Raw genomic sequence first — 25,153 nt, 5'->3', positions numbered from 1 at the left:
TATTACGCCATTTGTTTTGCTTTTTCTACAACCTCTTCAATTGTTCCAACTAAACGGAACGCGTCTTCTGGAAGATCATCATACTTACCATCTAAAATTTCTTTGAAGCCACGAACAGTTTCTTTAACAGGTACATAGGAACCTTCTTGACCTGTAAATTGTTCTGCAACGTGGAAGTTCTGAGATAAGAAGAATTGAATACGACGAGCACGTGCTACCGTTAATTTATCTTCATCTGAAAGTTCATCCATTCCTAGGATAGCGATAATGTCTTGTAGTTCCTTATAGCGTTGCAGCGTCTGTTGTACATCACGTGCCACGTTATAATGGTCTTCTCCAACAACTTCTGGATCAAGGGCGCGTGATGTAGATGCTAATGGATCTACCGCAGGATAAATCCCTTGCTCAGAAAGTTTACGATCTAGGTTAGTTGTTGCATCTAAGTGAGCAAAGGTGGTTGCTGGCGCAGGGTCAGTATAGTCATCCGCTGGCACATAAATTGCTTGAATAGATGTAACAGAACCTTTATCTGTAGAAGTAATACGTTCTTGCAATTGCCCCATTTCTGTTGCCAATGTTGGTTGATAACCAACCGCTGATGGCATACGTCCAAGCAAGGCAGAAATTTCTTGACCTGCTTGTGTGAAACGGAAAATGTTATCAATAAATAGAAGCACATCTTGGCCTTGTTCATCACGGAAATATTCCGCCATTGTAAGACCAGTTAATGCTACACGCATACGTGCACCAGGAGGCTCGTTCATTTGACCGAATACCATCGCTGTTTTTGTAATAACACCAGAATCTTTCATTTCATAATAAAGGTCATTTCCTTCACGAGTACGTTCTCCAACACCTGCAAACACAGAAATACCACCATGTTCTTGCGCAATGTTATTAATTAGCTCTTGAATCAATACGGTTTTACCAACACCTGCACCGCCGAACAAGCCAATTTTACCACCTTTAATATAAGGAGCTAATAAATCAACTACTTTAATACCGGTCTCAAGAATCTCTGTTTCTGTTGCTAAATGTTCAAAGTCTGGTGATTGACGATGAATCGGATCACGTCGAACACCTTCATTTATTTTTTCGTCTAAATCAATTTCTTCGCCTAAAACGTTAAATACACGTCCTAGCGTTTCATTACCAACTGGTACTGAAATTGGTGCACCAGTGTTTTCAACTTCTGCACCTCGTCTGATTCCTTCTGTGGATGACATTGCAATGGTACGTACTGTATCATCACCTAAGTGTAATGCCACTTCAAGGGTTAGCGCTGTCGAATTATCTGCTTCTGGATAAACTAACAATGCACTATATAACTCTGGGAGATTATCATCGAATTTAACGTCGATAACAGGCCCCATTATTTGTGTTACGTGCCCTTTACTCATCCTTTTCCCTCCTAACACACGGTTTCATTATTCTTGCGCTGCTGCTCCTCCAACAATTTCCGAAATTTCTTGCGTAATAGCAGCTTGTCTAGCTCTGTTATATTGTAAGGATAGATCATCAATTAAATCATTTGCATTATCTGTTGCACTTCGCATTGCCGTCATACGTGATGCGTGCTCACTAGCTTTACTGTCAAGAAGTGCACCGTAAATTAAGCTTTCTGCATATTGTGGTAATAATGTTTGTAAAATCTCTTCCTCACTTGGTTCAAATACGTAGATACTTTCAGTGTCAGCCGGATGATCATTTTTTTCATGCACATCCGTTAATGGAAGTATCTTTTTTGAAACAACTTCTTGTGAAATAGCATTGATAAAATGATTATAAACAATGTACAGCTCATCAATTTCTTGATCAATGAATAATTGAACTGTTTCATTCGTTAAATCTTGAATATCTGAAAATACCGGTTGGTCAGACAATCCAATAATTTCGTTTGCTATTGGCATCTTGCGTTGTTTGAAGAAATCTCTACCGATTCGTCCAGCGACAATGATCGTATACTCATCTGATGATTGATGTTTTTCTTGAATCGTGCGATAGACTTTACGTAATATTCCACTATTAAAAGGACCAGCTAATCCACGGTCAGACGTAATGACAAAATAAGCCGTCTTTTTCACTTCACGATGCACGAGCATTGGATGCGCATCTTCTTCTGTGCTAGAAGCAATATGGTTAACAATTTCTTGTATTTTATCACTATAAGGTACAAAAGAGGTCGCATTTTGTTCTGCTTTATTTAGTTTAGAAGCAGATACCATGTGCATCGCATTCGTAATTTGTTTTGTCTTTTTTGTTGATGTAATACGTGTTTGAATATCCCTCAATGACGCCACAACAAGTCAGCCTCCTTTCATGGAAGGTTTCTAGTCAATATATCTAATCATTCTTTGTCTTTAAACTTATTGTGTAACAACGAATTGCTTAATAAATGCTTCAATCGCTGCATCCATTGTTTCTTTTTCTGCTAGTTGACCTGTTTCTCGAATAGTTGTTAACATAGCTGCATGGTTGAGGTCTAAGAAGTCAAATAGTTCTGCTTCAAAACGTGTAATGTCTTCAACAGGAATATCATCTAAATAACCATTGATCAACGCATAAATAATCATTACTTGTTTTTCAACAACCAGTGGCTTATGTAACCCTTGTTTTAACACTTCAACTGTACGAGCTCCACGGTTAAGTTTCGCTTGCGTTGCTTTATCTAAATCAGAACCAAATTGAGCAAATGATTCTAACTCACGATACGAAGCTAAGTCTAGACGTAATGTCCCTGCAACTTTTTTCATTGCTTTAATTTGTGCAGAACCACCTACACGAGACACTGAAAGACCTGGGTTAATTGCCGGTCTTACACCAGAGAAGAATAAATCTGATTGTAAGAAAATCTGACCATCTGTAATAGAAATAACGTTTGTTGGAATATATGCAGAAATATCCCCTGCTTGTGTTTCAACAAACGGAAGAGCAGTTAAGGAACCGCCGCCTTTTTCATCACTTAATTTCGCTGCACGCTCCAATAGACGTGAGTGTAAATAGAAAACATCTCCCGGGAATGCTTCACGGCCTGGTGGGCGTTTTAATAGTAATGAAAGTTCACGGTAAGCTGTTGCTTGTTTCGTTAAGTCATCATATACAACAAGCACATGCTTGCCATTGTACATGAATTCTTCTCCCATTGACACACCAGCATATGGCGCTAGGTATTGCAATGGTGCTGGTTCTGATGCACCGGCACTAACAACGATTGTATAATCTAATGCACCATAACGACGAAATACCTCTGTTGTTGCACGAACCGTTGAATCTTTTTGTCCAATTGCAACATAGATACAGATCATATCTTGATCCTTTTGGTTTAGTATCGTATCAACAGCAACTGTTGTTTTCCCTGTTTGACGGTCACCAATAATTAATTCACGCTGACCTCTACCGATTGGCACAAGTGCATCAATTGCTTTAATTCCAGTTTGTAGTGGCTCATGAACGGATTTACGATCCATTACACCTGGTGCTGGCGCTTCAATTGGACGTGTCTTCGTTGTTTCAACTGGACCTTTACCATCAATTGGTTGACCTAGTGGATTGACAACGCGTCCTAGTAATTGTTCACCTACTGGCACCTCCATAATTCTACCTGTACGTTTCACTTGGTCACCTTCACGAATATCCGTGTAAGGGCCTAGAATTACAATACCAACATTACTTTCTTCTAAATTCTGGGCTAATCCCATTACTCCATTTGAAAATTCCACAAGCTCTCCAGACATTACATTGTCTAAACCATGCACTCTAGCGATACCGTCACCAATTTCAATTACAGTACCGATATCACTGACTTCAATATCTGCTTGATAATTTTCAATCTGCTGTTTAATCAGTGCACTGATTTCTTCAGCTTTTATGCTCATGCCAATTCACCCCTATCTTGTCACTAATTTGTTATCGTTATATTCTTTTCCATTCTTTCTAATTTACCTTTTACTGAGCCATCATACACAGTATTTCCAATACGAAGCTTCACACCACCAAGTACATTTGGATCAATAACATTATCAATTTTTAATTTAGCAATATGTAATTTCGCTTGAAACACATCCGCTAATTGTTGTTTTTCTGCTTCAGACAGTTCACGAACAGAGTAAACAATCGCTCGCTTCGTACCTCGTGACTCTTCTGCTAGGTTGACAAATTGATCAACGATGTCGATAACTAACTCCTCTGATTGATGATCAACGATTAGTTTAAGTGTACTTTTGACTTCTACAGAAAAATCATGAAATACGTCGTCAATTATTTGTTTCTTATTATTTTTATTAAATCCTGGATTTTCTAAAAATCGGATAAAATTTTGATTTTGCTGAAAAACTTCTTTTACAATCATCCATTCTGATTCGAGCGATTCGATGATATGCTTTTCTTTTGCTAGTTGAAAAAGAGCTTCTGCGTAGCGCTTTGAAATCATTGCTTTACTCATCACTCTTCTCCTATCTGTTTCATATAGTCAGAAATTAAGCGTTCTTGGTCTTCAACGTTAATCTCTTTCTCAATTACTTTCGTTGCAATTTGAACAGAGAGACTTGCAACTTGCTCTTGCAGTGCTTCAATTGCTCTGTCTTTTTCTTGTTTAATTTCTTCTTGCGCTGCTTGCTTTATCTTCTCTGCCGCCATTTCAGCAGATTGGATAATTGTCTCTTCTTGTTTCACACCTGCTTTTTTCGCTTCATCAATAATAGATTGTGCTTCTTGACGTGTTCTATTTAAGTTTTCATTCGCTTCAAGTGAAGCTTTTTCCGCTTCTATTCGGTTCTTCTCGGCAACATCTAACTCATTCGCTATATAATTTTCGCGTTCTTCCATTTTGCTTAACATTGGTCCCCATGCATACTTTTTCAATAATGCAAGTAAGACAGCGAAACTGCCGATCCCAAATAAAATGTCACCGACGTAAAAGCCACCGACACTTACACCTACCAATGAATGACTTAACAATTCCACACCATTCACTCCCTTCGAATGCTTCTTTCATAAAATTGGCATTATCATTGTTAACTATTGTTTTCGTTTAGGAAGAAAAAACTTGGCTTATCGCCAAGTTTTATGGTGAAAGCCCTATTTTCCATGATCATATGCTAATAAACTTCAAGGCGAAGTTAAACAAATGATAAAACTTCGCCTTTTGTATTTTTTAAATAAATAAGATCAGAAAAGCTACTACTACGGCAAAGATCGGGATCGCCTCAACTAGTGCGATACCAATTAACATTACTTGTTGTAATGGACCTTTTAGTTCTGGTTGACGTGAAATCCCATCAATTGTACGTGATACGATCTTTCCGTTGGCGAAGCTGGCTCCTAGTGCCGCTACACCTACTGCTATTGCTGCTGCTAATGCTTCCATGTAAATACTCCTCCTTTAGAATGTATGTAAAACAAAAATTGTTTTTACATGAATTTATTTAATGGTCATCTGCCACTTTATGTGACATATAAACCATTGTTAACATGGTAAAAATAAATGCTTGTATTGCACCAATAAATAAACTAAATCCTTGCCATACCATCATTGGAACAATAGCAAGAAAGGTGATTGGAACAAGCAAGAAAGCTAACTGTGTAATTAAGGACAGTAAAACTTCTCCTGCAAAAATATTACCAAATAGACGGAAACCTAACGTCATCGTATTGGTGAACTCTTCGACCAATTTAAATGGCAACATGAATGGTACTGGTTCCATAAGCCCCTTAACATATTTCTTAGTCCCTCTCAGTTTCATACCATAATAGTTTGTCAATACAATAATGAAACCTGCTAAACCTAATGTAATTCCAGCATCTGAGGTTGGTGATTTCCACCACAGGTCATCTCCATGCACAATCATTACAATAACACCTAATATGTTACTAATAAAGATAAAAGTAATTAGTGTAAGTCCTAATGGCAAAAATGTTTTACCTGTTCGCCAGTCCATTGAATCACTAATGATCCCTTTGACAAAATCAACGAGCCATTCCATCGCATTCTGAACACCAGTTGGACGCATCTTAAGGTTTCGACTGGCTAAGACGCCAATGATAAAGACAATCACACATGCAATAAAAGTCATTAAAACGGTCGAAGCATTAAAGCTCAACCAAGAGATACCAAAGACATTCTCATATATTGGTGCTGTATGATCCATTTTCCTTCACCTCTTTTCTAACTATCACTTTCTTGTTTACTATAAAGTGCAAAATCTATGATTACGACAACAAACATTGTCGTTAATCCCAAAACAATTCCAGCCAAGTGGAAATATGATTCTAGTTCAAAACCAATTATTACAGCTAGACCAACAGTAGCAAATCGAGATATCGTTCCTAAACGGTGCATTTTTGGTCTATTATCTACCTTAAAGCTAAAGTTTTGTATTTTACGATGCAGTAGCGATAGATTATACAAGCTTACAGTCGTTCCTAGTAATAAGCCGTTAAAAAAAGGTTGATAAGATGTAATGAACATCGCCAAGGTGAGTAGCACTAAGTAATATAGCATCCATTTTTTTTGACGCTTCATCACTTGCTGATAAGACATATCTGACATGACTTTTTTATCCCCCAAATATTTGTAATGGAACGAAAGGCATACTCAATAACCATTTCACACTAAATATGGATCACCAATTACATTTGACATAGACCTGTTTCAAAAGTGATACTTATTCCATACTTATCCAATATTTTCAGGAATCATGGTTAACTAAATGAATAACCCTTCTCTTCATATAAAAGGAATAGCAGCGAAAACATTGTATGAGCGTACTGTCATTCTATAAAAAACAGCTTACAGTAGGGAAGATTGACTGTCAATTCTTCCACAAGTAAAATACAAAAAATAAAATGACTATCTTTCATTATAATAAATTATACACGAGATGTGTAGTAACAATTTTGTGACATTTACTTAATATTTCACTTATTTCATCTTATCAGTTAATTTTGCTAGTCACAATATTTATTTCATCTTATTTATTTTAAAAGTAATCTTAGAAATAAATAAGTACAAAACGAGGTGAACGATAAAGCTATTTTATTCGAAGCAACGTTTCTTCATGGTACATATGATTGTCTTTTGTTGAAATGGTAATTGCTGCAATATAGTTACCTGGTTTAGGTAAGTCTTTTTTAGCAATCCTATCTTCTAACAGCCCATTTGGTTGGTCTTTCTTCTCGATAAATGTTTTTTCAAACACTAATGTATTTGGGTCATATAAGTCAACCTTTACTTCTTTCACATCCTCTGGAAGATAAAGTCGATAAGTATATTCTTTTAAATTAAACGGGTCTACTTCTAATTCTAACCCCATCGCTTTTGGGTATTGAGCTGTTTGGTTAATAAATAGATAAGGTAATTGATAGCTTTCTTTTCCATTGAATAGTTTTAACCACCCTTGGTGTAAACCTTCGGGAAGCCGATTTGGATCGATTGTCAATTCAATCGGAATGAAGCGCTTTTCATTTGGTTTCACTGAAACTTTTTTAGGAAGGAACCAACGTAAGCCAGGTTGTTGTTTAGGAATATCAAAACTAAATTGATTTGTTTGGTTTGATACATTTTCAATTTCTATATGTGCAGTTAAACGTTTTTTTCCATTTTCAATTTTCCCAAACGAGAGCAATGAATCATGTAGAATCGTACGCGTCGTAATTGATTCATTCAATCGAATTCTCCCCATCCCTTGTTCAATTGGATCATACAGCACACCATTGATTTTTAATGGTTTAGCTTGTGTTAATAGTGCACCTTTCAATTGTGCTGGTGTCCAATTCGGATGTGCCTCTTTTAATAACGCTAACGCACCTGCTATGTGGGGAGCAGCCATACTGGTTCCTTGTAAAGATTGATACCCATTATTAGGTATCGTACTTGTTATGTTCTCACCAGGTGCAACAATTTCGGGTTTAATTGACCAATTAGCTGTTACAGGTCCTCTTGAGCTAAAGTCTGTTATTTGGTCTTGCTGTTGTTGATGCATCGTTTGAATCCAATAGCTATCTTTTTGCACTTGTTTTTTTAGCCACTCTCCATCAGCTTTTGAAACTGTTACAGCAGGAATGTTGCTTTCCGCTTGAAGGCTAGCTTGGAAAGGTTCCTCCTCATTATTATAAATGATTACTCCTACAGCACCACCCACTTCTGCTTGTTTAACTTTTTCTGTAAAGGTATGTTCACCGCGCTTAATTAAAACGATTTTTCCTGATATATTCGATAATTTTTTGCCAATACCGCCGTCAACTAGCAGATACTTGCGTTGAAATGTCCACTCGATTGATCCCGCAATAGGCGTTAAAGGAATTTGTTTTTTTTCAAAACGGTCAATGATAGAGGCAGTTTGTACTATCGGCGTGGATGCTCCTACCGCGATCGCTTTCGTCGCTGTAGCTGGTGAACCAACCGTCCAATTGGCAGGACCTGAATTCCCATTTGCTATAACAACCGAAACACCTTCTTCTACTGCCCGATTTACAGCAACACTCGTTGGCCAATCAGGACCATTCACGGTATTACCTAGTGACATATTAATAATGTCCATGCCGTCGTTTACTGCTTTCTCCAATGCCGCAATGACCTGAATCGATGTGCCTGCACCACCCGGTCCAAGTGCTCGATAACCATATAACGAAACATTTGGTGCCATCCCTTTCATTTTACCATTTGCGGCAATAATTCCAGCAACATGGGTACCATGTATGGTAGGTTCTCCTTCTGTTAGTGTAGTTTCCATCGGATCATCATCAAGATCCACTAAATCATACCCGCCTTGATAATTGGATTGTAAATCTGGATGATTGTAGTCGATCCCTGTATCAATAACACCTACCTTCACACCTTTTCCTGTATACGTTCGATCGACTTGAACGGTTTCCTTTTTTAATAAAAAAGGTACACTCTGATTCAATTGTGTTTGATAGGTTTTAACTGGGTAGCTGTTTTTAATAAATGTTTCTTTTGATAATTGTTCGAGTTGATGATCTTTTGCTCGAATTGCAAGTCCTTGAAATAATGTATGAAATACTTCAACAACTTCAATTGTCGGATGATATGTTTCTATGTATTGTTTATGTTGTTGAGGGTCGCCATTGACTTCAATAATTATTTGTGTTTTTTCTATTGGTGACACTGCATCTGAAATAGTTGGTGAGGCTAGAAAAATAATGATTACAAAAAAAGCGAGGGGTATGTAGCGCATTAGCATAATCTCCTTCATTTTCTTACCCATATTCATACTTACGAGAATAAAACTTTTCATGGCATACGTTTTACAATATAGTATGGTAAGTTGATGATGATCTTATGCAACCTATTATGTGATCTTATCTCATTAAAAGAAACCGAATATTATTACACTTTAAATTAAAACCAACGGAACGAAAAAACGAATTAAAAATAAAGCACGTCCTAAAGCAGCTTAACTCCTTTAGGACGCGTACACATAATTATTTAGTTGACTAGTCATTTGACGTAGAACCTTATTAATGTTGAAAATAGGAAATGATGGCGTCTGCAATTCGTCTGCTAGCATGTCCATCCCCATAAGGATTCGATGCTTGTGCCATTAGTTGATATGCGTTATCATCGCTTAATAATTCATCAGCTAGCTTAAAAATATGCTCCTCTTCTGTTCCAGCTAATTTTAATGTGCCTGCTTCAATTCCTTCAGGACGTTCAGTCGTATCACGTAAAACAAGTACAGGGACACCTAAAGAGGGCGCCTCTTCTTGTACACCGCCAGAATCTGTTAAAATTAAATGTGCTCGTGAGGCAAAATTATGAAAATCAACTACGCCAAGCGGATCAATCAATTGAATACGGTCATGATCACCCAATATTGTTTCGGCAGCCTCTTTTACAACTGGATTTAGGTGGACAGGATAAACAACGTGAATATCATCATGCTTGTCAACCAGTCTCCGGATCGCTCGGAACATTTGATTCATATTTTCACCTAGATTTTCACGTCGATGCGCAGTCATAAGCACTAATCTTTTTTGACCTAATGCTGTTAATATGTCATTCGTATATGTTGTGTTAACCGTTGTTTTTAATGCATCAATTGCTGTGTTTCCAGTAACAACAATCGTTTCTTCCCGTTTATCTTCTTGTAGCAAATGCTGTTTTGCTTTCTCTGTTGGTGCGAAATGAAGATCAGCCATCACCCCAGTTAATTGACGATTCATTTCTTCAGGGTATGGAGAATATTTATCCCAAGTACGCAATCCTGCCTCAACATGCCCAACAGCAATTTGATTATAGTATGCTGCAAGTGATGCTGCAAACGTAGTTGTCGTATCGCCGTGTACCAATACGATATCAGGGGCGGTTTCTTTCATCACTGTATCTAAGCCTTCAAGGGCTCGTGTAGTAATTTGCGCCAATGTTTGTTTCTTTTTCATAATATTCAAATCAAAGTCTGGTGTAATATCAAATATATCAAGGACTTGGTCAAGCATTTCTCGATGTTGTGCTGTCACGGTAACAATCGGGTCGAATATTTCTACTCTTTTTTTAAGTTCTAATACGAGTGGCGCCATTTTTATCGCTTCTGGTCTTGTACCGAAAATAGTCATTACTTTTATACGTTCTGACAATTGTTTCATCCCTTTCAATCACCTACTGTTTTATCCTTTAGAAAAAACGCTACAGTAGCTGTAACGTTTTTCTAACGTTATTATTTTGTTCCAAACAAACGATCTCCTGCGTCACCTAAACCAGGAACAATATAACCTTTTTCATTCAATTTTTCATCTAATCCAGCAAGGTAAATATCTACATCTGGATGATTCTTCTTAATCAACTCTACTCCTTCTGGTGCTGCAATCAAGCACATTAATTTGATGTTCGTTGCTCCACGTTTTTTCAATGACGCAATGGCATCATTAGCAGATCCACCAGTTGCGAGCATTGGATCAATAACGATTAATTCACGTTCTTCGATATCAGAAGGAAGTTTAATATAGTATTCTACCGGCTGAAGCGTTTCAGGATCACGATATAAGCCAACATGTCCTACTTTTGCTGCTGGAATTAATCGTAAAATCCCATCAACCATACCTAATCCAGCTCGTAATATTGGTACTAAACCGATTTTTTTACCGCTTAATGTTTTTGTTACCGCGGTTGTAACCGGTGTTTCGATTGTTTTTTCTTCTAATGGTAAATCACGTGTAATTTCAAATGCCATTAAAGCAGAAACTTCATCAACTAGTTCACGAAATTCCTTTGTTCCAGTGTCTTTTTTGCGAATATGTGTTAACTTGTGTTGAATGAGTGGATGATCTAGTACAAATACATTACCCAATTCTGATCACTCCTTTGGTTTTTTTGCATCCTTAAAATTGTACTGAAAATTAGCGGTGGTTTCAAGTAAAGATTTAATAGTATTATCAATTTTATTTGTCTATTGACTATTAGGATTGCTTGATTATTTTTCCATCACTTCTTGAGAGAGCATTATTATCATATTTTACACTGCAATTATCGTATTTTTAGCGAACAGATCGCACAGTCAAACGTCTAGATATTTCATTGGGTATCGCTTGTTACAAATGTATATTCCCCTATGTGTGCTATACCATTCTTTTTCGTTGCAAAAGAATGGGAAATGGGTTAATTTGTTTACTCAACAAAATCCCTTGGCAACTAAAATGACAAGGGATTAATCTATCGTTTATTTAACGTTGATAAAGTGGGAATTTATCTGCCAATACTTTTACACGTGCTTTCACTTCATCTAGTTTCTCTGTATTTTGATGATTTTTTAGTGTAGTAGCAATAATAGATGCTATTTCATCCATTTCTTCTAAACTAAAACCACGTGTAGTTACAGCAGCTGTACCAACACGAACACCGCTAGTGATAAATGGGCTCTCTGGATCAAAAGGAATTGTATTTTTATTTGTTGTGATCCCAACATCATCTAGAGCTTTTTCTGCGTCTTTACCAGTTAAACCAAGTGCACTGACATCAAGCAATAGTAAATGATTATCTGTACCGCCAGATACTAAACGAATGCCTTTTTTATTTAAAGATTCCGCAAAGCGTTTTGCGTTATCAATAATCTGTTGCGCATAATCTTTAAATGAGTTATCTAAAGCTTCTTTAAATGCAACTGCTTTTGCAGCAATTACATGCATCAGTGGCCCTCCTTGAATTCCTGGGAAAACAGACTTATCTATTTGCTTAGCAAATTCTTGTTTACACAAAATCATTCCACCGCGAGGACCACGTAACGTTTTGTGTGTCGTTGTTGTAACAAAATGGGCATGTGGAACTGGATCAGGGTGCAATCCAGCAGCAACTAAGCCAGCAATGTGTGCCATATCTACCATGAAATAAGCATCTACTTCATCTGCAATTTTACGGAAAGCTTCAAAATCAATTGTTCTTGAATAAGCACTTGCTCCTGCTACAATTAATTTAGGCTTTACTTCTTTTGCTTTTGCCAAAACAGCGTCATAATCAATTTGTTCTTTTTCTTTGTCAACACCATATGCTTCAAAATTGTATAAAGTACCACTGAAATTAACTGGGCTACCGTGTGTTAAATGGCCGCCATGACTCAAGTCCATCCCCAACACCGTATCTCCAGGTTCTAGAATAGTGAAGTATACTGCCATATTGGCTTGTGCACCGGAGTGCGGCTGCACATTAACATGCTCAGCACCGAATAATTGTTTTGCTCGATCTCTCGCTAAATTTTCAGCAACATCGACATACTCGCACCCACCATAATAGCGACGACCTGGATAGCCTTCTGCATATTTGTTTGTCAGTACTGAACCTTGTGCTTCCATTACAGCTTCTGATACAAAGTTCTCTGATGCAATAAGCTCAATTTTATCGTGTTGACGATACCTTTCCTGTTCCATTGCATTAAATAATTCTAAATCTGCTTGCTTCACATGCTCCATTTCATTTCCCCCTTAAATAAAAGTAGTTTATATCTTAAATTATCCATAGAGTCAATATGTTTTCCGTAATTCGTAGCTAGTTCGCTTTTTACAGAGTACGGATTCGGGTCCACACAGTTAGACGTTGTCACAAGGCGTGACAGCTTTAGTCTAACATCCATATGAATAATCAAGTTTCTCTATAAAGAATAATAATAGATCATTAGCTATGCTGCTTATCTCATGATACATTGCGCTACTTTTAACCTGAACTTTTACTGATAAATACCCCGTGCTCCCCCGATTAGTTTCGGTCTAGTATAAGCTGCATTGACACGTGCTTGACCTAGTTTTCGTTGATGTAATCGAATAGGAACAGCTACTGGCTTTAAATGCATACCAATCATTGTTTCGCCAATATCTACCCCTGCATGTGCTTGGATATACTCCACTAGTACTGGGGCTTTCATTTGTTGATAAGCAAAAGTAGCCATAGAACCACCTGCTGTTTTAACAGGAATAACATGAACAGTTTCATATCCGTACTTTTCACAAGTTAACCGCTCCATCACTAATGCACGATTTAAATGTTCACAACATTGAAAAGCGAGATGAACGCCTGTCTTTTTTTGTAATGTTTGCATTGCTGAAAAGACAAGTGTAGCTACTTCCTCACTTCCGGCAGTTCCTATCCTTTTGCCGAATACTTCACTCGTGGAACAACCAATAACGAATAACTCCCCTTGACGTAAATAATTGGTTGATAGCCATTCTGAAACAAGCTGTTCAAGTTGTTGGTCTAGTGTCATTGTTCACACTTCCTTATTTTGATTCATAAGCAGACAGCTTCTCAATACGATTAATATGTCTGCCACCTTCAAATTCCCCAGCTAACCATGTCTTAACAATCTCTTTTGCTAAATCAACACCGATAACACGAGCACCCATTACAAGTATGTTAGAATCATTGTGCTCTCTTGTTACACGAGCGGTATACACATCATGAACCAAAGCAGCTCGAATCCCCTTTACTTTGTTAGCTGCGATGGACATTCCGATACCTGTACCACAAATTAAAATTCCTCGATCGTACGTCCCGGTAGCTACCTTCTCTGCTGCAGGTATACCGTAGTCCGGATAATCAACTGACTCCGCACAATCACAACCAATATTGTCGTAAGCTATTCCAAGCGTATCTAACTGACTTGCAACTTCTCGTAATAGCTCGACACCTCCATGGTCTGAAGCTAATACAATTTTCATTTTGAAGCACTCCTTTATAATCGAACCTGTCCTTACTTCTTATTCTACTTGTTTTTTCATTGAAATTATAGAGCGAATTAGATTATTTGTTGTGATCACTTACGCCTCTATTTTTTCTATTAATAAATCAATGTACTTTTCCATTTCTTTCATCGTCTCTTGATAAACCTCAGCATTCCCTCCAAAAGGATCAGCTATATCGTAGTTAGGCATTTCTCTTTCTATACGGTCAATTTCATCTTGTTCCTCGCGTAAAAATGCCCGCATTTGTTGCTCTGTTTGCATTTGATCTTTTTCATAAACAATCGTCGCTCGCTTTTCCTCTAAACGACGATACGCATTTTTTAGCTTTTCCCAAGTAAATTCCCCATCTAATAGAACGTATTCCTTTAAAGTGTAAGTCTTATCGTATACTTGTGAATAATTCGTGAGCAAGGTTTCTTTATGATTCATCGTCATCGTTAAAATTAAATCTGCCCAATCTAGTAATTCAGTAGTAACTGGCTGCGATTGATGTTGACATGTCACACCAATTGAAGATAGCGAAGTTTGTGTCGCCTCTGATGCCGGGGCACCTTCACTCGCAAACACTCCCGCTGATTGCACGTTTACACTTGATTTTTGTTGAAGTAATGCTTGAGCCATTGGACTTCGACATGTATTTCCTGTACAGATAAATAATACATTCATCGGTATTTAATTCCTCCTATTTTTATGTTCCAATTTTTTAAAAAATCATTTTAAGAAGGGGGTTGGCTTACTATGCATGCTGTTTATGTTTTACACTCATTTTCAGTCTTTTGTCTTATGATATAATTAGTATGTTTAAAGTGCAAGCTATAGGTTGCTATCTTCTCATTGTTCTCTAGTAGAAACGATTCCATAAAAAACAAAAAAAAATCAACGACACTTAACGATGATTTCTTGTGTTTCATACCATTTTTTTAAGTTGAGAAGCCTCGCGACATATTTATCCGAAAATAAAGTGAAGACCAAATCCACATAATATCGATCCACCAAGCCACTCACTATAAACCCCTAACAAACCACGTGCTTTTTTACCTAATAGTAAACCGACCCAACTTAAGATCATACTACTCAGTCCAAACAAGATAATCGTTAAAATAATTCTCATACCAGACATTCCTAAACTTAATCCAACTGAAAAACTATCAATACTTACACTAAACGAAAATAGAAATAAACCAATACCAATCGGCTTCATTAATTGTTTTCTTTCTGATTGGAACGTCTGCAGTATCATATGTACTCCTAATCCAAAAAGCAATAGACCAGCAAAAAGAATTGCCACATCTTCTAGTTGAATCGTAATCAATCTACCGACAAGCATTCCTATAAACGGCATGACAACATGAAAAATACCTACTACGATGCCAATAAAAAAAATCCGTTTTAAGCGTAATAGTTGTAATCCCATCCCTAATCCCATTGAAAATGCATCCATGCCTAGTGCAATTCCCATAATAAGTAGTGAAATCGTTTCATTTAGTTCCACCATAGTATTCCCTCCACATATCGGACATGCTAATCTACTATATGTAGAGGGATATATAGATATGCTGATAAATTGTTCTGTTTGATGATTTAAAAACCTTTTTGTTTAGCAATTAATACTATATAAATAAAAAATCAAACGTGATACAGCTTATTGCCTGCATGACGTTTGATTTGTTTGATTATGATTGTTTGATTATTTTTGAGGCGGCTTTTTCCAAACGATTCATTATTGCTTGTCCAATTCCTTCGTTTGGAAAAACCTCACCTAAAATAATATCCGTATCATTTGTTTTGAATGATCGCAGTGAATCATATAATCGGACTGCAATTGTGTCCAAATTTAACTTAGAACCACAAATACTGCTATTAGAAACGTGCAGCTTACTGATCAACTCTTCACTCCCCATAACTCCTACTTTTAAGCCTTGGGTGGACAGTCGGTTAACTTGCTGTTGAAAAAAATCACTCGTACCATCGACTAACCAAAGCGGCATATCTGGTTCATAGTGAGTATACTTCATTCCAGGTGCTTTAGGCTTATCTGTTTGCTGGTCCATCGTCGAATCAACCGTAACAACCCCAGTAACATCTTCTATCTGCTCTCTTGTTATTCCACCAGGTCGTAAAATAATTGGAACATCACTTGTACAATCAACGACTGTAGATTCCACACCTACTTCGGTCGCAGCACTATCTACAATTCCTGCTATTTTTCCATTTAAATCATGAAAGACATGAATCGCACTTGTTGGACTAGGTCTTCCGGAAGTGTTCGCACTTGGTGCCGCAATTGGTAGATTAACCGCTCTTAATAAGGCTCGTGCGATTGGGTGATCTGGAATACGTATCCCTACAGTGTTTAAACCAGCGGTAACATTCATCGCTATAGCCTCACTACTAGGTAAAATAACAGTAATCGGTCCAGGCATAAACGCATGGATTAATTTTTTCGCAATTGGGGTTACTTGTTTCACATAATTAGGTATTTGTTCTGCATCCGCTAGATGAACAATTAATGGATTATCTGCTGGTCGGTCTTTTGCTGCAAAAATTTTTGCAACAGCCACTTCACTTGTTGCATCAGCTCCTAATCCATATACTGTCTCAGTTGGAAAAGCAATTAATTCTTGTTGCTTTAATAAAGTTGCTGCCATTTCAATTGCTTGTTGTCCTTTTTGATCTAGTTCTCTAATTATCCAATACTTTGTCTGTCTTTCCATAAGAATTCCTTTCTATTATCAACAGTTTTGTCCACAGTTAAACAACATTTTATCCACAAGTTATCCACATTCACATAATTTATCGATTAACTTTCTTGCCTGCAACTTAGCTTTTCGTTTCAGTCAGAAAGTTTTATATATATTATTTGGTTTATCAACAAATTGTTAACATGATTTATCCACAGTTGTTGATAACTTTAAGCATGTTCTACATTGACCACCCACCACTTACCTGGACTTTGTTGCTTATCTGGTGTTAATAGCACATGTTCAAACTGTAATTGTTGCACTAACTGATTTAACGGCTCTTGTTCACTATAAATATACATATACTTCAATTGCTTTGTTTTTACTAGTTGAATGCATATTTCAATCATTGCAACAATATACATTGAGGCTAATTTTTCTTTCATATACAGGTGCTTTAATTGAACGCTATCTTCTTTTAGGGGCACAAGCATAAAGAATGCTTGTAATCTATCCTCTTTTATAAAATGGCCATAAGTACGGATTGCTTCTTCTGTTACATTTTCAGGGAATTGATCTTGAAAAAATGTTTCCCATTCAGCTCGCTTGAAAGCACTTGCCTCTATACATTCCATTTTAATCCTCTCCTCATAGAAAATCTAGCTTTCTACTATTTCTATGATAGATTTGCTTTATTATACCTTATCGAAACCATTCTAAGAAAAATAATTTTACTTCGACATCTTTTTCTTTTTCTTTCTCTGTCTCTTTCGGTTCAGCTGTTTCTTTCAATTCATTCGACTCTTCAGCAGATACGGTTGTTCCATTAGAAAAATCGAGGAAGCATAATGGTGGAAATAATACACACCACCAATTGGCACCTTGCCCCTCTCCAAGCGTAATAAGGATTGCTTCATACTCTCCCGCAGGGTATACATATGTTCCATATACTTTAGAAGGGAAATTTACATTTTTATCATAATCAACTTGGTAATCCATTGTTATATTTTCTTGTCTTAATGTCCGTTCAATAATTGTTTCAATTGCAGGTAAACGCTCTTGAATTACCTTCCTAGCACCTTCAATAGAGTTTAAGTTTTTTACCCATTTTGTTATTTCTTGATTGACGTTATCTCTTATTTGTCGTTTGATGGATTGATCTTCTTCTTGATCACTATTTGCTAAAATACGCAAACGGATCGCTTCATCAGGAATGACTTGATATTCACTTGCAGTAGATTCTTGATTTATCCACAACTGGTTAATTAAAATAAACAAACCGATAAATGATGTAACTATAATTATTTTCTTCATTTTTAATCACTCCCACTGTTTACTATAGAAACAGTATGGGCGTACTTAATAACTTTTAAACTAACAATCTAGTATTTTTTTCGCTAATGGTTCTAAATTGTTGCGTACACCATTCGGTCTTTTCCGTTTATATCTTTTTGTATTTCGACGTTACTATTTGGGAATTTTGCTTTAATTACTTTTTTTACTGCTTCACCCTGTTGATAACCTATTTCAAAAGCAAGTAATCCACATGTGGATAACATTTGCTCTGCTTGTGCTATAATTTGTTGATAAGCATATAAGCCGTTATCATCTGCAAATAATGCTAAGGAGGGATCAAAGTTTATTACTGTGTCTGATAATGTATCACTATCTTCCCATGGAATGTACGGTGGGTTAGAAATAATGACATCACACTGCTTGTTTTTAGAAATCAAAGATTCTAAAAAGTCACTTTGCACGAAAGATACATCGGCTCCATGATCTGTTGCATTTACTTGAGCTACTGCTAATGCTTCCTTAGAGATATCAAGTGCATACACTTCTAATGACGGATCTTCTAATTTTAAAGTGATTGCAATAATCCCACTGCCTGTACCAACATCAACTACCCGAAGTGGACGTTTCATTTGTTTCAATTTTCCCAGTGCACCTACAATAAGTTCTTCCGTTTCTGGTCTTGGTATAAGTACATCTTTATTTACAGTAAATTTCCGACCAAAAAAAGATTCGTATCCAATCAAATGTTGCACAGGCACCCCTGTTTTCACATGCTTTACAAGATCACACTGGTATTTTTCGTATGCTTGAACTGGTATTTCCTCACGTAAATGCATAAGTAATTGAGCTTTATCTAGCTGCAAATGATGCATTAATAACATTTCTGCTATACGTGGTTCTCTATGATTCTGTTCTAAAAAAAGAGAAGCCCGACGAAGGACTTCTTGTAAGTTAGGCTGTGTCATGTTATTCACCGATTTGATCCATTTTATTCGTTTGTTCTTCCATTAGAAGTGCATCAATCACTTCAGTCAGTTTTCCTTCTAGAATTTGATCTAATTTTTGAATCGTTAATCCTATGCGATGGTCTGTTACACGATTCTGAGGGAAATTATACGTTCTAATTCGTTCAGAACGGTCTCCAGAACCTACTGCTGATTTTCTTGTTTCATCATATTCTGCCTGTGCTTCTTGTTGGAATTTATCATAAATTCTAGCACGTAAAATTTTCATCGCTTTTTCTTTGTTTTTAATTTGGGATTTTTCATCTTGCATGGATACGACAATACCAGTTGGTTCATGCGTTAAACGAACTGCTGACATCGTTGTATTTACACTCTGTCCACCAGGTCCACTTGAAGCAAAAGTGTCTACACGAATATCTTTTTCATGAATGTCGACTTCAACTTCTTCTGTTTCTGGTAAAGCAACAACGGTCGCTGTAGATGTATGAATTCGTCCGCCAGATTCTGTTTCCGGAACACGTTGTACACGGTGGGCACCATTTTCATATTTTAATTTTGAATATGCACCTTTTCCATTAATCATAAAAATAATTTCCTTATAACCGCCCACACCAGTAGAGTTAGACTCCATCACATCCATTTTCCAACCTTGTGCCTCAGCAAAACGGGCATACATTCGAAAAAGATCGCCAGCAAATAGTGCAGCCTCGTCTCCACCCGCTGCCCCACGGATCTCCATAATAACGTTTTTATCATCATTTGGGTCTTTAGGTAACAAGAGTAGTTTTAATTGTTCTTCTAGTGCTGGAAGTTGTGGTTCTAATTCACTGATTTCCATTTTGACCATCTCTTCCATGTCATCATCTAGTTTATCTTCTAACATTTGTTTCGCATCATCTAACTGACCAGATATATCTTTGTATTCACGATACACTTGAATAATATCTGTTAAATCTGCTTGCTCTTTAGAATACTCTCTTAATTTCTTTGTATCACTAATTACTTCAGGATCACTTAACAATTCATTTAATTTATCATAACGAGCTTCTAGTGATTGCAATTTATCAAGCACGTTTCTCACCTCTTTTTCTTTTACACGCACAATTCATCTTATTATTATACAATATTTTTTATTATAATATAGTAAAAATAGTCCGTCAAAATCAGCTAACAAAAATGAATCAGTTTGGTATAGTTCGTTTTCCCACAATTCTATTTGCTTCAGTTGCTTCGACTACTTTGATGTGTTTGTCGTCGTGTTTTTACGTATCATCGGTCTCGGTTTGTTTGGAACTTCATGGTGGTGGCGGCATCTCGGCTCATAAGATTCTGAAGCACCTACTAAAATAATCGGATCATTATATGATGCTGGTTTGCCATCAATTAAACGTTGTGTTCGACTTGCAGGAGAAGCACAAATTGGACAGATCGCATTTAGCTTTGAGATCGATTCACTTAACGCCATCAATTTTGGCATTGGTCCAAAAGGTTCTCCTCGAAAATCAGTATCAAGACCAGCTACTATGACACGGTGTCCGTGATTAGCAAGCTCATCTACAATTTCTGTAATTTCATCACCAAAAAACTGTACTTCATCTATTCCTACTACATCAATATCGTCATCCATTTGTTCAATAATGTCGTTTGCACACGTCACAGGTCTAGCTAAAATAGAGTTTCCGTTATGTGATACAACAGATTCTTCCGCATATCGATTGTCAATTGCTGGTTTAAATACTCGAACAGTTAAGTTACCATAAGTTGCTCTTCTAACTCGGCGAATTAATTCCTCTGATTTCCCCGAAAACATACTCCCACAAATAAGTTCTACCCAGCCACTCTGCTTCATTACATACACCGTATGGCCTCCCCCTTCTTATGTAAAACAATGCGCATCATTGTTAAATATTCTTTAAATAGTTGCCACTTTTTATTATATATGATTTCCTATTTTTTAATATAGGATACAAAAAAAATCTATCGCAAAAAAGAAAAAACAGGCTACAAACATACGCCTGTTTTCTCCACTTGTCTAAGGTTAAGAGGAGCCATTTCTGAAATAGAAATGGCTCTCTACATTAACTAATTTAATACTTAGCTAAGGTTATATTTTTTCTTAAAGCGATCTACACGGCCACCAGCTCTGTCAGCTTTTTGTTTACCAGTATAGAACGGGTGAGAGTCTGAACTAATTTCTACGCGGATTAGTGGGTAAGTATTGCCATCTTCCCATTCAATTGTTTCATCAGAAGACTTTGTTGATCCGGTTAGAAACTTGTAATCAGAACTTGTGTCAAGAAATACAACTTTTCTGTATTCTGGGTGAATTCCTTGTTTCATGTCTTTCCACTCCTTTTGCCCTGAATCCTTAGGAAACAGAGTTATTCACGACATTACACTTTTGTGCAATACGTATCAATATATGTCACACAGAAAGATTATAACAGTGTGCTCTACTGTTTGCAAGAGCTAGTTTATCTTTCTATACTTGATTCAATTTTTAAAAACAGTTCCATACCACTATGACTTTCTTGTTGTTCCCTTACGTTTCATTTCGTCTTTTAATTGCTGGAAAAACTCTTCATTATTTTTCGTATGCTTTAATTTTCGTAAGAAACGATCCAAGAAATCTGGTGAATCTTGCATCGACTTACGAACTGCCCATATTACGTCTAATTGTGATTTAGGTAATAGTAATTCTTCTTTTCTTGTACTTGAACGTAAAATGTCGATTGCAGGAAAGATTCTTCTTTGCGCAAGGGAACGGTCTAAATGGAGTTCCATGTTACCTGTTCCTTTAAACTCTTCATAAATGACATCATCCATACGCGAACCTGTTTCTACTAGTGCAGTAGCTAAAATCGTAAAACTACCACCCTCTTCAATATTCCTAGCAGCTCCGAAAAAACGTTTCGGACGATGAAATGCAGCAGGATCAATACCACCAGATAGTGTTCGTCCACTTGGTGGAATAACCAAGTTATAAGCACGTGCCAATCGTGTAATACTATCCATTAACACAACAACATCTTTCTTATGCTCAACTAGGCGCATCGCACGTTCTAAAACAAGTTCAGACACTTTAATATGGTTTTCAGGGACTTCATCAAATGTGGAGCTAACAACGTCTACATCAGGATGCACAGAACGCTCAATATCAGTTACTTCCTCTGGTCGTTCATCCACTAATAGAATAATTAATTTTACATCTGGATGGTTTTCTGTAATACTATTTGCAATTTGTGTTAGTAACATCGTTTTACCAGCTTTTGGTGGCGCTACAATAAGTCCGCGTTGTCCATAACCAACTGGGGTAATCAGATCCATAATTCGTGTTGAAATATTTTTTGTTTTCGTCTCTAAATGCATTAAGCGATTAGGATATAATGGGGTTAAAGCAGGAAAATGCACACGTTCTTTTGCCATTTCTGGATTTTCTCCATTTACTGCATCTACATGCAACAAACCATAGTATCGTTCATTTTCTTTCGGAGGACGAACTTTTCCAGAAACTTTATCTCCATTACGGAGATCAAAACGACGTATTTGAGAAGCGGAAATATAAATATCCTCTGCACTTGGAGAGTAATTGATTGGTCGTAAAAAGCCAAACCCTTCGGATGGAATAATTTCCAAAATACCATCCATAAATAAATAGCCACTTTTTTCTGCTTGCGCTTTTAAAATCGCAAAAATTAATTCCCTTTTTGTTAATTTTGCATAGTAGGATACTTTAAATTCTCTTGCTTTAGCATAAAGCTCCTTTAATGTCATTGTCTCTAGTTGAGAAATAGTTACTTCTGCCACACGATCACCACACCTATTATTATTTTACGACGAGCATTGCTGCATTGATTAACATCACATGCATTGCTTTCTTGTCTTATTTATTATTATTGAACTTTAATTATCAAACATTTCTATTGGATACTTCCTGATTTTGAAGTTTTGCTTTGTCAGTGTTATATCGTTATCTAAGAAGATGTGCTCAGACACATGACTTATTTCTACCAGGAAGTGATGTGAAGGAAAATATTTATAATAGAATAGAAGTTTTGAATACTTTTTAACAAGCATTCCCTTACCTTTTATTATTAAACCCTCTTTATCGTACCGTGTTCTTGTATTTTATTCAACTATATTTTTAAAATTTATCATAGTTACTAACAAAAAAATAGAAGTTGCCGTAGCAGACAACTCCTATTTTTTTAAAAATGTGTCAATGATTATTAAGAGTTCTGAAATTGTTCCATTTCACTTGTAGTCATTTCTTCTCTCCAAATAACGGCACCAAGGTTAGATAGTTTTTGTGTAAATTCCTCATAACCACGATCGATATGTTCTAACCCTGTGATTTCTGTTACCCCTTCAGCAAGTAATCCAGCAACAATAAGCGCAGCACCTGCACGCAAATCACTTGCTTTCACTTTTGCACCTTCCAATTGGACAGGACCAGTAATAATCGCCGAACTTCCCTCTACTTTAATTTGGGCATTCATCCTTCTTAATTCATCGATATGTTTAAATCGAGCTTGATAAATCGTATCTGTTACTACTGATGTTCCCGTTGCTTTTGTTAATAGTGAAGTCAAAGGCTGTTGTAAATCAGTCGGAAAACCTGGATGTACCAAAGTTTTAATATCTACTGATTGCAAGTTTTCACTCCGCATAATTAACAACTGCTCTTCCCCTTCTTCCATTTGCACTCCCATTTCACGGAGTTTAGCTAACAATGGTTCTAAATGTTGTGGGATGACATTGTCGATTAGAACTTTTTCACCCTGTGCAGCAGCCATTATCGCATAAGTACCGGCTTCAATTCGATCTGGAATAATAGTGTGCATACATCCTGTCAGTTCATTTACACCTTCAATTCGAATCACATCGGTACCAGCACCTTTTATTTTGGCACCCATACTTGTTAGTAATGTGGCAACATCTATAATTTCAGGCTCACGAGCAGCATTCTCTATAATTGTTTTTCCTTTTGCCTTAACTGCAGCTAACATGATATTAATCGTTGCACCTACACTTACGACATCCAGATAAATACGCGCTCCTTTTAATTCGTTCGCACGTAAATATATAGCACCTTGCTCATTGGTTACTTTCGCACCTAATGCCTCAAAACCTTTTATATGTTGATCAATTGGACGTGGCCCAATGTGGCAACCACCAGGCAATCCGATTACCGCCTGCTTAAAACGCCCTAACATCGCACCCATGAAATAATACGAGGCGCGTAATTTTTTTACTTTTCCGTTTGGTAATGGCATAGCAGTCATATGTGTCGGGTCAATATGTATTGTTTGTCCACTCCACGAAACCGCCCCACCTATTTCTTCCAACAACTCACCTAATACTCCGACATCCGAAATTTTAGGTAACCCTTCTATAATCACTTTAGAATCAGCTAGAATAGCCGCAGGTAACAAGGCGACTGCACTATTTTTTGCACCACTAACACGAACCTTCCCATTTAATGGAACACCGCCCTGCACAAATAGCTTTTGCATATAAAATTCCTCACTTTATTTATTGGTTAAATCTTAATAAAAAATTGGTTTGACAATCATGATTAGTTTGCACATTTTTACCAAAAACATGCACGCTTAAATGCGTTAGTTTTATTATACAAACTTTTAGTGCTAGAATCTACCTCAAATCTTAAAATGAGACAAGGGACAGGCTTCGAATCACATTTATAGGACACAATACCCGTCTTCCCTTATGCTTTTTTTAAAAAAGCATAAACACTTGTTAACAATGTACAAACTGGGCTAGATTGAACCACATAAGATAATGAAAACACAACACAAAAATTAATTTACTGATGATACGCTGGTGGGAAAAGGTTCAGTCATTGATGGGGATTTATGCTGACACAGTTAATTTTAACCTTTATCTATACGCTGAATACTTTTTGCATAATATATATTGAGCAAAGAAAAAGGGTTGTACAATAAATGACGTTGGTGAGTAAAAAAACTCACGAACGTCATTTTTAAATTCATGTTCTAAGTGATGATA

25 protein-coding genes are annotated in these 25,153 nt (G+C 36.8%); all 25 read right to left on the bottom strand.

Annotated features, from left to right (window positions below):
* Positions 1-2: 2 nt before the first annotated feature.
* Positions 3-1,400, bottom strand: a complete 1,398-nt coding sequence (atpD, locus tag ACH6CY_RS11465; RefSeq protein ID WP_374067470.1) for a F0F1 ATP synthase subunit beta — start codon at positions 1,398-1,400, stop codon at positions 3-5.
* A 27-nt stretch (positions 1,401-1,427) separates the two neighbouring features.
* Positions 1,428-2,300 carry an ATP synthase F1 subunit gamma gene (gene atpG, locus ACH6CY_RS11460; protein WP_374067468.1) on the bottom strand — a complete coding sequence of 291 codons (873 nt, stop codon included), beginning with the start codon at positions 2,298-2,300 and terminating at the stop codon, positions 1,428-1,430.
* A 66-nt stretch (positions 2,301-2,366) separates the two neighbouring features.
* The gene (atpA, locus tag ACH6CY_RS11455; protein ID WP_374067467.1) at positions 2,367-3,875 is read right to left on the bottom strand and encodes a F0F1 ATP synthase subunit alpha; all 1,509 of its coding nucleotides are present in this window, start codon (positions 3,873-3,875) and stop codon (positions 2,367-2,369) included.
* Positions 3,876-3,898: 23 nt separating this feature from the next.
* The gene (locus ACH6CY_RS11450; protein ID WP_374067466.1) at positions 3,899-4,441 is read right to left on the bottom strand and encodes a F0F1 ATP synthase subunit delta; all 543 of its coding nucleotides are present in this window, start codon (positions 4,439-4,441) and stop codon (positions 3,899-3,901) included.
* Entirely contained in the window at positions 4,441-4,962 is a 522-nt protein-coding gene (atpF, locus tag ACH6CY_RS11445) for a F0F1 ATP synthase subunit B (protein ID WP_374067465.1), read from the bottom strand. The genes ACH6CY_RS11450 and atpF overlap by 1 nt, the downstream gene beginning before the upstream one ends.
* A 190-nt stretch (positions 4,963-5,152) precedes the next feature.
* Complete coding sequence (atpE, locus tag ACH6CY_RS11440) at positions 5,153-5,365, bottom strand: F0F1 ATP synthase subunit C (protein ID WP_374067464.1); 213 nt, start codon at positions 5,363-5,365, stop codon at positions 5,153-5,155.
* A 58-nt stretch (positions 5,366-5,423) separates the two neighbouring features.
* On the bottom strand, positions 5,424-6,146 hold the full coding sequence (atpB, locus tag ACH6CY_RS11435; RefSeq protein WP_374067463.1) for a F0F1 ATP synthase subunit A: 723 nt from the start codon (positions 6,144-6,146) through the stop codon (positions 5,424-5,426).
* Between the two features lie 17 nt (positions 6,147-6,163).
* Positions 6,164-6,547: an ATP synthase subunit I gene (locus tag ACH6CY_RS11430; protein ID WP_374067462.1), complete on the bottom strand. Its 384-nt coding sequence runs from the start codon at positions 6,545-6,547 to the stop codon at positions 6,164-6,166.
* A gap of 481 nt (positions 6,548-7,028) precedes the next feature.
* Entirely contained in the window at positions 7,029-9,194 is a 2,166-nt protein-coding gene (locus tag ACH6CY_RS11425) for a S8 family serine peptidase (RefSeq protein ID WP_374067461.1), read from the bottom strand.
* A 283-nt stretch (positions 9,195-9,477) separates the two neighbouring features.
* Complete coding sequence (wecB, locus tag ACH6CY_RS11420) at positions 9,478-10,593, bottom strand: non-hydrolyzing UDP-N-acetylglucosamine 2-epimerase (RefSeq protein WP_374067502.1); 1,116 nt, start codon at positions 10,591-10,593, stop codon at positions 9,478-9,480.
* 80 nt (positions 10,594-10,673) lie between these two features.
* Positions 10,674-11,303 carry a uracil phosphoribosyltransferase gene (gene upp, locus ACH6CY_RS11415; protein WP_374067460.1) on the bottom strand — a complete coding sequence of 210 codons (630 nt, stop codon included), beginning with the start codon at positions 11,301-11,303 and terminating at the stop codon, positions 10,674-10,676.
* A 373-nt stretch (positions 11,304-11,676) separates the two neighbouring features.
* Positions 11,677-12,915 (bottom strand): serine hydroxymethyltransferase, encoded by a 1,239-nt coding sequence (locus ACH6CY_RS11410; RefSeq protein WP_374067459.1) that lies wholly within the window; start codon positions 12,913-12,915, stop codon positions 11,677-11,679.
* 254 nt (positions 12,916-13,169) lie between these two features.
* A complete protein-coding gene (locus ACH6CY_RS11405; RefSeq protein ID WP_374067458.1) occupies positions 13,170-13,703 on the bottom strand; it encodes a TIGR01440 family protein in 534 nt (177 codons plus the stop codon).
* A 13-nt stretch (positions 13,704-13,716) separates the two neighbouring features.
* Entirely contained in the window at positions 13,717-14,157 is a 441-nt protein-coding gene (gene rpiB / locus ACH6CY_RS11400; RefSeq protein WP_374067457.1) for a ribose 5-phosphate isomerase B, read from the bottom strand.
* 99 nt (positions 14,158-14,256) lie between these two features.
* The gene (locus tag ACH6CY_RS11395) at positions 14,257-14,847 is read right to left on the bottom strand and encodes a low molecular weight protein arginine phosphatase (protein ID WP_374067456.1); all 591 of its coding nucleotides are present in this window, start codon (positions 14,845-14,847) and stop codon (positions 14,257-14,259) included.
* Between the two features lie 280 nt (positions 14,848-15,127).
* On the bottom strand, positions 15,128-15,676 hold the full coding sequence (locus tag ACH6CY_RS11390) for a manganese efflux pump MntP (RefSeq protein WP_374067455.1): 549 nt from the start codon (positions 15,674-15,676) through the stop codon (positions 15,128-15,130).
* Between the two features lie 178 nt (positions 15,677-15,854).
* Positions 15,855-16,895, bottom strand: a complete 1,041-nt coding sequence (locus ACH6CY_RS11385) for an L-threonylcarbamoyladenylate synthase (RefSeq protein ID WP_374067454.1) — start codon at positions 16,893-16,895, stop codon at positions 15,855-15,857.
* A 197-nt stretch (positions 16,896-17,092) separates the two neighbouring features.
* Positions 17,093-17,497, bottom strand: a complete 405-nt coding sequence (locus ACH6CY_RS11380) for a hypothetical protein (protein ID WP_374067453.1) — start codon at positions 17,495-17,497, stop codon at positions 17,093-17,095.
* A 67-nt stretch (positions 17,498-17,564) separates the two neighbouring features.
* Positions 17,565-18,176 (bottom strand): stage II sporulation protein R, encoded by a 612-nt coding sequence (spoIIR, locus tag ACH6CY_RS11375; protein ID WP_374067452.1) that lies wholly within the window; start codon positions 18,174-18,176, stop codon positions 17,565-17,567.
* 92 nt (positions 18,177-18,268) lie between these two features.
* The gene (prmC, locus tag ACH6CY_RS11370; protein WP_374067451.1) at positions 18,269-19,123 is read right to left on the bottom strand and encodes a peptide chain release factor N(5)-glutamine methyltransferase; all 855 of its coding nucleotides are present in this window, start codon (positions 19,121-19,123) and stop codon (positions 18,269-18,271) included.
* 1 nt (position 19,124) lies between these two features.
* Complete coding sequence (prfA, locus tag ACH6CY_RS11365) at positions 19,125-20,195, bottom strand: peptide chain release factor 1 (RefSeq protein ID WP_374067450.1); 1,071 nt, start codon at positions 20,193-20,195, stop codon at positions 19,125-19,127.
* Positions 20,196-20,357: 162 nt separating this feature from the next.
* Positions 20,358-20,981 (bottom strand): thymidine kinase, encoded by a 624-nt coding sequence (locus ACH6CY_RS11360; RefSeq protein WP_374067449.1) that lies wholly within the window; start codon positions 20,979-20,981, stop codon positions 20,358-20,360.
* A gap of 236 nt (positions 20,982-21,217) precedes the next feature.
* Positions 21,218-21,463 (bottom strand): type B 50S ribosomal protein L31, encoded by a 246-nt coding sequence (locus ACH6CY_RS11355; RefSeq protein WP_374067448.1) that lies wholly within the window; start codon positions 21,461-21,463, stop codon positions 21,218-21,220.
* 180 nt (positions 21,464-21,643) lie between these two features.
* Entirely contained in the window at positions 21,644-22,930 is a 1,287-nt protein-coding gene (gene rho, locus ACH6CY_RS11350) for a transcription termination factor Rho (RefSeq protein WP_374067447.1), read from the bottom strand.
* 422 nt (positions 22,931-23,352) lie between these two features.
* Positions 23,353-24,639 carry a UDP-N-acetylglucosamine 1-carboxyvinyltransferase gene (locus ACH6CY_RS11345; protein ID WP_374067446.1) on the bottom strand — a complete coding sequence of 429 codons (1,287 nt, stop codon included), beginning with the start codon at positions 24,637-24,639 and terminating at the stop codon, positions 23,353-23,355.
* Between the last annotated feature and the right edge of the window lie 514 nt (positions 24,640-25,153).

This window comes from Paraliobacillus sp. JSM ZJ581 (assembly GCF_044383835.1).
Classification (GTDB): domain Bacteria; phylum Bacillota; class Bacilli; order Bacillales; family Amphibacillaceae; genus Paraliobacillus.
The sequence above is the reverse complement of the archived record's forward strand: the minus strand, read 5'-3'. Positions and strand labels throughout refer to the sequence as shown.